This window comes from Dokdonella sp. (assembly GCF_039926425.1).
Taxonomy (GTDB): domain Bacteria; phylum Pseudomonadota; class Gammaproteobacteria; order Xanthomonadales; family Rhodanobacteraceae; genus Dokdonella_A.
In genome coordinates this window covers 1-7,688 of the sequence record NZ_JBDSWZ010000297.1, presented here as the reverse complement: position 1 = coordinate 7,688, position 7,688 = coordinate 1, and the positions used below count along the sequence as shown (strand labels likewise).

Below are 7,688 nucleotides of genomic sequence, written 5' to 3'. Positions count from 1 at the left end.
CCGTGTTCGCCACGCGCAGGCCCAGCTGAAGGCAACACGCCGGAGCATCGCCGACATCGCAGCGACCAGTGGCTTCTCCAACCAGGCCCATCTCACCAGCACGTTTCAGCGCCTTCTCGGCATCACGCCCCTCGGGTTTCGGCGCAGCGTACAGTCGGTGTGAGATGCCATCTCGCCCACTTCAGCGAGAAACAACGATCGCAGCGAACGCCGTACTGGTTGCGACGGTTGGGTTCGTCATAAGCGGTTGCGCGGTGATTGGCCGTTCGACACGCCGCGAGACTGAGGCGCATAGCTCGCCGGGCTCCTTTTTGAGGCGCCCTAGGCGGCCGAAGAGGTCCGTCTCTTTGGTCGTGATGGACTCACGGGCGGGTTCCACGAACATGAGCGAGGCCGCCATACCCTGCCACCCATTCCACGCCTGCATCTGTAGCGTTTGTGTCGTTGAAAGCGGATCCTAGCAAGCGAAATCCTGGATTGTTCAACATGGTGTGAGTGAGTGAAGCGCGCCAAGCCGCTGGCGCGAATTCTGCTCGACACGCACACTCGCGCCCGATTCGTGATTGCACGTACACTCTTCGGATGGCCATGCCCGAATCCCATTTTCTGCAGATGTGCCGTGCCCGAGAGTTGCTGGCGGGTGAGTTGTCGATCGAGCAGGTTGCACAGCGAAGCTTCATTTCGCGCTTTCACTTCATCCGCATGTTCAGGGCCTTGTTCGGGACAACCCCGCAGCGGTTTCGTACGCGGTTGCGGATCGAGAAGGCGAAGTGGTTGCTCGCGACGACGGCAATGCCCGTGACGCGCATCTGCTGCGAGGTCGGATTCGGGAGCCTTGGCAGCTTCAGCGATCTGTTCGCCAAGAGGGTTGGCGTTTCGCCGACGCGTTTTCGCGAAGAGGCCATCGACAGCGACGGCGGCCTTTCCAGGAAGCATTTTCCCGGCTGCCTGCCCATGATGGCGGCGCTGCCTGCGGATGCATTGCGCAAATGCCGAGAAGCGCAGGAGATCGCTGCACGATAGCATCGTCCGACTTATTCGACGGGACCAAGCAATGCATATCAGGCTGACCAGCATCATGGTCGACGACCAGGACAGGGCCGAGACGTTCTACACCGAGGTCCTTGGCTTCACCCGAAAAACCGTGATCCCGATGGGCGTGTATCGGTGGCTCACGGTCACGGATGCGGACGGAATCGTGGAGCTGTCGCTCGAACCCAATGCGAATCCTGCGGGCAAGATGTTTCAGGACGCGATGTTCGCGCAGAAGATTCCGGTGGTGGCATTTGAAGTGGACGACATCCACTCGGAGTGCAAGCGGCTGAAGCGCTTGGGCGTCGTATTCACGAGGGAGCCCATGAAGGCGGGCGCCGTGACCTTGGCGATTTTCGCCGACACGTGCGGAAATCTGGTGCAGATTTATCAGCACACCTGATATGCCGCGGAAGAAGAAAAGCGCCATGAATCCAGGTTTTCCGGAACAACCTCATGTCGCACGATCAAATCCGTCCCGAAAAATACGTTCAGGGTCGAACTCGTAAGCGCCCATGTCCTGTTGCGGACCCACCTTGCGCGCATAGCCCGCCCCACGCTGGTCGCCATCGGCGGGGAGGTTGAGCACTCCAGCGTCGATCGCCGGGCTGCCTGCGGAAAGCGCATGGGTCGCGGTCGGACCGCCGTTGAACGCGAGTGGCTTCAGTAGCGGATTGAATCCGATCAATGTGTTGGGCGGAAAACCGAGGCTCGACGCGGCGATCAGGTTCTTGTTGCCTGTCAGTGTGCCGCCGCTGTCGCCGTCGATATCGTTCGCGGTTCCTGCGCCGCTGGTGTTTCCCCAGACGATGGAACTCGTCAGGTTGAATGTGGTTGCACGGATGAAAATTCCGGCGCCATTGCCGGCGTTCGGCGAGTCGAGGTGATTGAACGCAATCGTCGAATTGCCGACGTGCAATCCGCCGACGCTGACCACTTGCAATCCGCCCACCGCGGTCAGTGCACTGTTACCGGAAATTGTCGAGTCGTTGATGACGCTACCGGTGCCGCCAAAGACGGCCAGGCCTCCGACGAAGCTGCCGGAGCGATTGTTGGAAACGGTCGAGTGGTACATTTCGATGCCGCGGTCGCTTGATCCACCGCCAGCGACATACGAGGCGGTGTTGTCCTTGATCGTGCTGTAGCGCACGCCAAGCCCCGCGCGGCTGAAGACGCCGCCACCCCTCCCGTTCGTTCCTTCGGCTCTGTTGCCGGACACGGTGCTGCCCAACAGCGATATCCCGGTTGCGTAGACACCGCCGCCATACGATGCGGCGCCCGTTGGCGACGCGGCGACGCAGTTGCGAACCGTCACTCGACTGAGAGTGACGAAGTGCGACGAGTAAACGCAGCCGCCTTTGGCGATTCCAGCCTGATAGTTGTGGCGTCCGTTGGCGATGGTCATGCCGGACACGGTCAGGCCTGAGTTGGACGGATTGGTGGGCACGTGAAGGAACACGCGGTGAGCGCTGTCGCCGTCGACCGTCAGTCGCTGCATGCCGGGACCAGCGATCGTCAACTGGTTCAGGGTGGTCGCGATCGCGCCACTCGTCAGCGTGATCGTGCTGCACGTGAGGTGTGTCGCATCGATCGTGTCGCCGCTCGTCGCAATGAACACGGCATTGCGCAGGCTTCCCGGTCCTGTGTTGTTGCAGTTTTCCACGAGGATCGTCGACTGCGGAGCGCGCGGAGCTTTTGTCGGTGCCGCCGCGAACGCGGACGATACGCTGCCGGAGAGCGCCGCGACGAGGCAAGCAGCGAGCGGACGAACGCGCACGCGATGGCGGAAAATTGCCGCAGGTGCTCGCGAAACGGATCCATGGATACGCATGGGGATCTTTCCTTTGGCCAGTCGCCACGAGGAGACCGATTGCGTGGCAGTGAGAGATACGCAAAGAAGAGACGGCACCGGACATTGCCGACACGAAGCGCAGCGCTGGCAGCCGGGGTCTCCCTCTCAATTGTCCTGGTTCAGCGATTGCTTGCGCTTGGTGGCGTGCGAACGTCGGGCTGTTGAGCTTGAGGCCGAACGTGCCTCTTGAGTGGGGGGAACGCATCCGTCATCGTTGTCTCCGAATGCGAAAACAGTCTGGAAGATGCGAGCACCGGCATCACTGCGCTCAAGCGCTCGGAGGGCATTTCTTCGATCGCAAGCATCCAGATCGATCAACGGGATCGCGAGGCGAAGGAATGGGTGTGCTGGAAAAAAACGTCTGCAGCCTCGCTCCATTGCAAGTCGTCCACGCTCGCGTATCGTCGCTCCGTGTTCCCAAACAGGTGGTCCGTTCAATGAAATCTTTCCTCCCTTCCCTGGTGCTTTGTGCGCTCTCCGTGTCTGCGTCCGCGCAGGACTCCAGCGCCGCCCGCGTCATCGACACGGTGCGGATGTTGTCCTCGGATTTCTTCGAAGGGCGTGCTCCCGGAACGATTGGGGAGGAACGCACGGTCGGTTATCTGATCGGCCAGTTGCAGGCGCTCGGGCTGGAACCGGGCGGCAAGGATGGGAGTTGGGTGCAGTCGCCGCCGTTGCTGCACACGAAGCTGGGACAACCCAAATCGGTGGGTGTGACGCTCAACGGTACGGCGCAACAGTGGGAACTCGGCAATCAGGTCTACCTGTCGACGATTCGTCCGGATGATCGGGCGACGATCGCGTCGGCGCCGCTGGTGTTCGTCGGCTATGGCGTGAATGCGCCGGAACGGAAGTGGGACGACTACAAAGGCATTGACCTGAAAGGAAAGGTTGCCGTGTTCCTGGTCAACGACCCCGACTTCGAGGCTGAGAAGGGCGAGCCGGTCGCGGGGCGTTTCGGCGGTAGGACGATGACCTACTACGGCCGCTGGACCTATAAATTCGAGGAGGCCGCGCGACGCGGCGCGATCGGGGCGCTGATCGTGCATGACACTGCGGGAGCCGGATACGGTTGGAACGTGGTTGCGAGCCCGCAGGGCGAGAACTACGACATCGTGCGCGAGCCGACCCGGTTGACGAGTCTCGCATTGCAGGGCTGGATCACCGGCGACACTGCAACCCGTCTGTTTGCCGATGCGGGGCAGGATCTTTCCGCGCTGCGGACAGCGGCACGGCGCGCGGATTTTCGTCCGCTGACATTGAAGGACGCGCGCTTCTCGGCCGATATTCCGGTCTCGCACGAAACCGTGCAGAGCCACAACGTACTCGCCAGGATCAGCGGCAGCGAACGGCCGGACGAAGTCGTGTTCTACGGCGCGCACTGGGATGCGTATGGCAAGGGGCCGGCCGATGCGAAAGGCAAGGTGTTCCGTGCCGGCGCCAACGACGACGCGCTCGGCGTCGCCGGCTTGCTCGACATCGCACGGCGTTTCAAGGCGCAGCCGGCGCCGAAGCGAAGCATCGTGTTCGGGTTCTGGACCGCGGAGGAGCGCGGCCTGCTCGGATCAGACGCTTATACGGCCAATCCGGTCTATCCGATGGAGAAGACCGTCGCCAACCTGACCATCGACATCCTGCAGACGGCCGGCAAGGCGCGCAATGTGATCCTCGTCGGCGCCGGGCAGGCCAGTCTCGAAGAGGATCTGGCGACGTTCGCCAAGGTGCAAGGTCGCGTGGTGACACCGGAAAGCCTGCCTGAGCGAGGTTTGTTCTACCGGGCTGATCATTTCTCGTTTGCGCGGAAGGGCGTGCCGGTGTTGCTGATGATGGGCATCGCGGGTGCCTCCGACCTCGTCGATGGCGGCATTGCGGCCGGTCAGACGTGGGTCGACGAGTACACCGGTCACTGCTACCACCAGCCTTGCGATGCGGTTGGCCCCGACTGGAATCTTGACGGCGCCCTGCAGGACATCGCCCTGATGTTCGACATCGGCAACGAGCTGGCGAATTCTTCCCGCTGGCCCGAGTGGAAAAGTGGTTCGGAGTTCAAGGCGTTGCGGGACAAGAGCGCGGCGGCGCGGCGCTGATCCCTCGGTTCTCGATCTGGTAGCAGCGGCTTCACCCGCGATGCTTTCGACGGCCACTACACAAGCATCGCGGCTGAAGCCGCTCCCACACATTCCACCCACGCATCGCGACTGAGCCGATTCTTCGGCGTCGATCGCAACGCTAGAATGGCGCACCGCCTTCATCACTGCAGAAATCCATGTCCGATATCCCCGCGTGTCCCGTTTGTTCGATGGAAAACACCTATCCCGACGGGGACAACTACATCTGTGCCGATTGCGCACACGAGTGGCCGATGGTCGAAACAACCGTATCGGACGAAGGCGGTGTAGAGACGGTCAAGGATGCCAACGGCAACGTGTTGGCCGATGGCGATGATGTGGTGCTGATCAAGGACCTCAAGGTTCGTGGCTCGTCGCAGGTGATCAAGCAGGGCACCAAGGTACGCGGCATCCGCGTGGTCGATGGCGATCACGATGTCGAAGGCAAGGTCGATGGCAGCGCGATGATGCTGAAGTCCGGGTTTCTCAAAAAGGTTTGATGATTTTGCGGGAGCGGCTTCAGCCGCGATGCTCGAGGGCAGGCGAAACGCATCGCGCATGAAGGCGCTCTACAGCGTTTGATCAAAGCGCAGGAATGCCGACCCGAATATCTGCCGAGAAATTCGCGCTCGCGTCGGCTTGCTTGGCGCGCCCGGTGATTCGCCCAAGCGCACGCAGTGTGTCGAGGGTCTCGCGTTGATCCAGGGCGCCGCGCGCATACACGTACTCGGGCAGGTAGCCGGACAACAGCAGCTGGTAGCCGAGCGGCAGGTGGCCGACGATCCCGGTCATCATGTGGTAGACCAGCGTGGTGCAGTTCGCGGTGACCGTGTTGTAGAAGCGCGGCGTCGTGACCAGCCTGTTGGCTTCATTCACGTACGCGAGAAACAGTTCCCGCATGGCCTGCAATGGCATTTTCACACGATAGAGAGTGTCGTCCTCGCCGCGCACGTTGGTACGCACGCGGATCACATCGCGTTCGTCCGCTGCGATGACACTGAGTTCGAACTCCTTGAAGAACCCGCCGATCTCGGAAAACGTCTCGTCGCGTTCGCGCCGGATCTCGACGGAGAACGCAACGTGCTGGCCGTCGTTGAAGCCAAACGATACGAGCATGTGCGCGATGGCCGGCCCCGACCAGTACGACAGGATCATGTCGACCGATTCGAGCTGGTCGAGATCGTAGTGGCGCGTCTCCCAGCGCTGCGTGTAGTCGGTGTCGCTGCGCCAGTCGAAGTTGCGCACGTTGTGCAGCGTGACGTGCGAGCCGTCGATCGTGCCGCTGGTCATCTGCGCGACATCGTCGGCCCAGACGCGATCGTTTGAAGCGGGCAGGTGGTGCCACCACACGAGCAGCAGCGCGAACGCGGCGGCGAAGAGCGGCAAGGCGATCGCAACGCGCCTGCGCCACATGCCCGCAATCATCGCGATGGAAAAGACGATCCAGAGACCGGTGGCCACCCCTTTGACGACTGGACTGCCGGGCGCCTGATACGCCAGTGCAAACGCACCCCAGGCCGACGCAAGCAACAACGTGACGCTGCAGATGACGAGTGCGATCGGGTGCAGTCGCTGCCTGACCCGCCGCATCATCGATCAGGTCCGGCTCGAACGTAGGCCGGACGCGCCGTGCGCAGCCGGCGCTCTTCGCACGGATGGGGACCGACGCCGGCCGACCTCCCGGTCGTCCGGCCTACGGCCTGAGCTTCGTTGCGGCGGCATCGGAATTGACTGCCATCCACGCTGACGCACCGTCGGCGGTTCACGGAATTACTGGCCGGCGGGTTCGCCGGGCGGGCGACGCTCTTTCGGCTCGTCGACGTGCAAGCCCTCGTCTTCGATCAGCCGTCGACGCACGATCAGGAACCGGATCGTCTCGTACTCGAACGCCGAACCCGTCGAGTAGTAACGGAAGTCGATGCTGGAGCGCTGATCGATCGCGTTTGCCCCGCCCAGCATCCACGATCGGCTGCTGTTGCGATAAAGGCCGCCCGCGTCGACGCCATACTCGATTCCGTAATCGCCGAGCAGCCCAACGCCATCGCGCAGCGTGGAGGGTCCGAGAAACGGAATGACCAGGTACGGCCCCGGATGCATGCCCCACTTGGACAATGTCGTTCCGAATCCTGTCGGCGCCGCGGTCAGGTTCACCTTGGTCGCAACGTCGAACAGCCCGCCGATGCCCGCGGTGGTGTTGATCACAAATCGGCCGAGGCTGCGCACGCCGTAGCCGAGCCGGCCCTGCAGCGCAAAGTTGACGACGCTGTTGACCTCAGCCAGGTTGCCGAAGAAATTGTGCACGCCCGAACGCACGGGCGAGGGCAGGCGACGATAGCCGTTCGACACGGGCAGGAAGATGTTTTCGTCCCAGCGTGCATTGAACCGGTAGGTGAAGCGGTTGAGGCGTTCCAGTGGATCGTAGGTCGTCATCGACGGCGCATCTGCCGGCGTCACCTCTTCGGGCGCGTAAAGATTGGCACGGTCGCCAGCGCTCTCCGCGGCTTCCTTCTGCAACTCCCCAAGCGCCTTCATCGCGTCCACCGAACGCGCCGCGTTTGCCGCAGGTGTTTCGTCCGGCAGATTGCGGATGCGAACGCCGGACGACGCGCACGCGCCAAGAAACAGCGCGCAGCCAAGAATCAGGAATCGTGCGTTCATTTCGCACCTCCGGCCCAGTGACCGGACAGCATGAGGAG

7 protein-coding genes are annotated in these 7,688 nt (G+C 62.3%); 4 read left to right on the top strand and 3 right to left on the bottom strand.

The window, feature by feature from the left end; genetic code table 11:
* The first annotated feature begins 588 nt into the window (after positions 1-588).
* Complete coding sequence (locus ABIV12_RS16620; protein ID WP_348061390.1) at positions 589-1,023, top strand: helix-turn-helix transcriptional regulator; 435 nt, start codon at positions 589-591, stop codon at positions 1,021-1,023.
* Positions 1,024-1,054: 31 nt separating this feature from the next.
* Positions 1,055-1,435, top strand: coding sequence for a VOC family protein (locus ABIV12_RS16615; RefSeq protein WP_348061388.1), 381 nt, complete (start codon positions 1,055-1,057; stop codon positions 1,433-1,435).
* A 51-nt stretch (positions 1,436-1,486) separates the two neighbouring features.
* On the opposite strand, the gene ABIV12_RS16610 is transcribed toward ABIV12_RS16615, so the two are convergent.
* On the bottom strand, positions 1,487-2,863 hold the full coding sequence (locus ABIV12_RS16610; protein ID WP_348061386.1) for a choice-of-anchor Q domain-containing protein: 1,377 nt from the start codon (positions 2,861-2,863) through the stop codon (positions 1,487-1,489).
* Positions 2,864-3,321: 458 nt separating this feature from the next.
* Between ABIV12_RS16610 and ABIV12_RS16605 the strand changes: the two genes are divergently transcribed.
* On the top strand, positions 3,322-4,971 hold the full coding sequence (locus ABIV12_RS16605; protein WP_348061383.1) for a M28 family metallopeptidase: 1,650 nt from the start codon (positions 3,322-3,324) through the stop codon (positions 4,969-4,971).
* Between the two features lie 179 nt (positions 4,972-5,150).
* Positions 5,151-5,492 (top strand): zinc ribbon domain-containing protein YjdM, encoded by a 342-nt coding sequence (locus ABIV12_RS16600; RefSeq protein WP_348061379.1) that lies wholly within the window; start codon positions 5,151-5,153, stop codon positions 5,490-5,492.
* A gap of 82 nt (positions 5,493-5,574) precedes the next feature.
* Here the strand turns inward: ABIV12_RS16600 and ABIV12_RS16595 are convergent, their stop codons facing one another.
* Positions 5,575-6,582: a DUF4105 domain-containing protein gene (locus ABIV12_RS16595; protein WP_348061392.1), complete on the bottom strand. Its 1,008-nt coding sequence runs from the start codon at positions 6,580-6,582 to the stop codon at positions 5,575-5,577.
* Positions 6,583-6,762: 180 nt separating this feature from the next.
* A complete protein-coding gene (locus tag ABIV12_RS16590; protein WP_348061377.1) occupies positions 6,763-7,650 on the bottom strand; it encodes a VacJ family lipoprotein in 888 nt (295 codons plus the stop codon).
* Positions 7,651-7,688: the final 38 nt, after the last annotated feature.

Coding starts and splice junctions, on each gene's coding strand:
- ABIV12_RS16620 (WP_348061390.1), top strand. CDS start 589: ATGCCCGAATCCCATTTTCTGCAGATGTGCCGTGCCCGAGAGTTGCTG.
- ABIV12_RS16615 (WP_348061388.1), top strand. CDS start 1,055: ATGCATATCAGGCTGACCAGCATCATGGTCGACGACCAGGACAGGGCC.
- ABIV12_RS16610 (WP_348061386.1), bottom strand. CDS start 2,863: ATGCGTATCCATGGATCCGTTTCGCGAGCACCTGCGGCAATTTTCCGC.
- ABIV12_RS16605 (WP_348061383.1), top strand. CDS start 3,322: ATGAAATCTTTCCTCCCTTCCCTGGTGCTTTGTGCGCTCTCCGTGTCT.
- ABIV12_RS16600 (WP_348061379.1), top strand. CDS start 5,151: ATGTCCGATATCCCCGCGTGTCCCGTTTGTTCGATGGAAAACACCTAT.
- ABIV12_RS16595 (WP_348061392.1), bottom strand. CDS start 6,582: ATGCGGCGGGTCAGGCAGCGACTGCACCCGATCGCACTCGTCATCTGC.
- ABIV12_RS16590 (WP_348061377.1), bottom strand. CDS start 7,650: ATGAACGCACGATTCCTGATTCTTGGCTGCGCGCTGTTTCTTGGCGCG.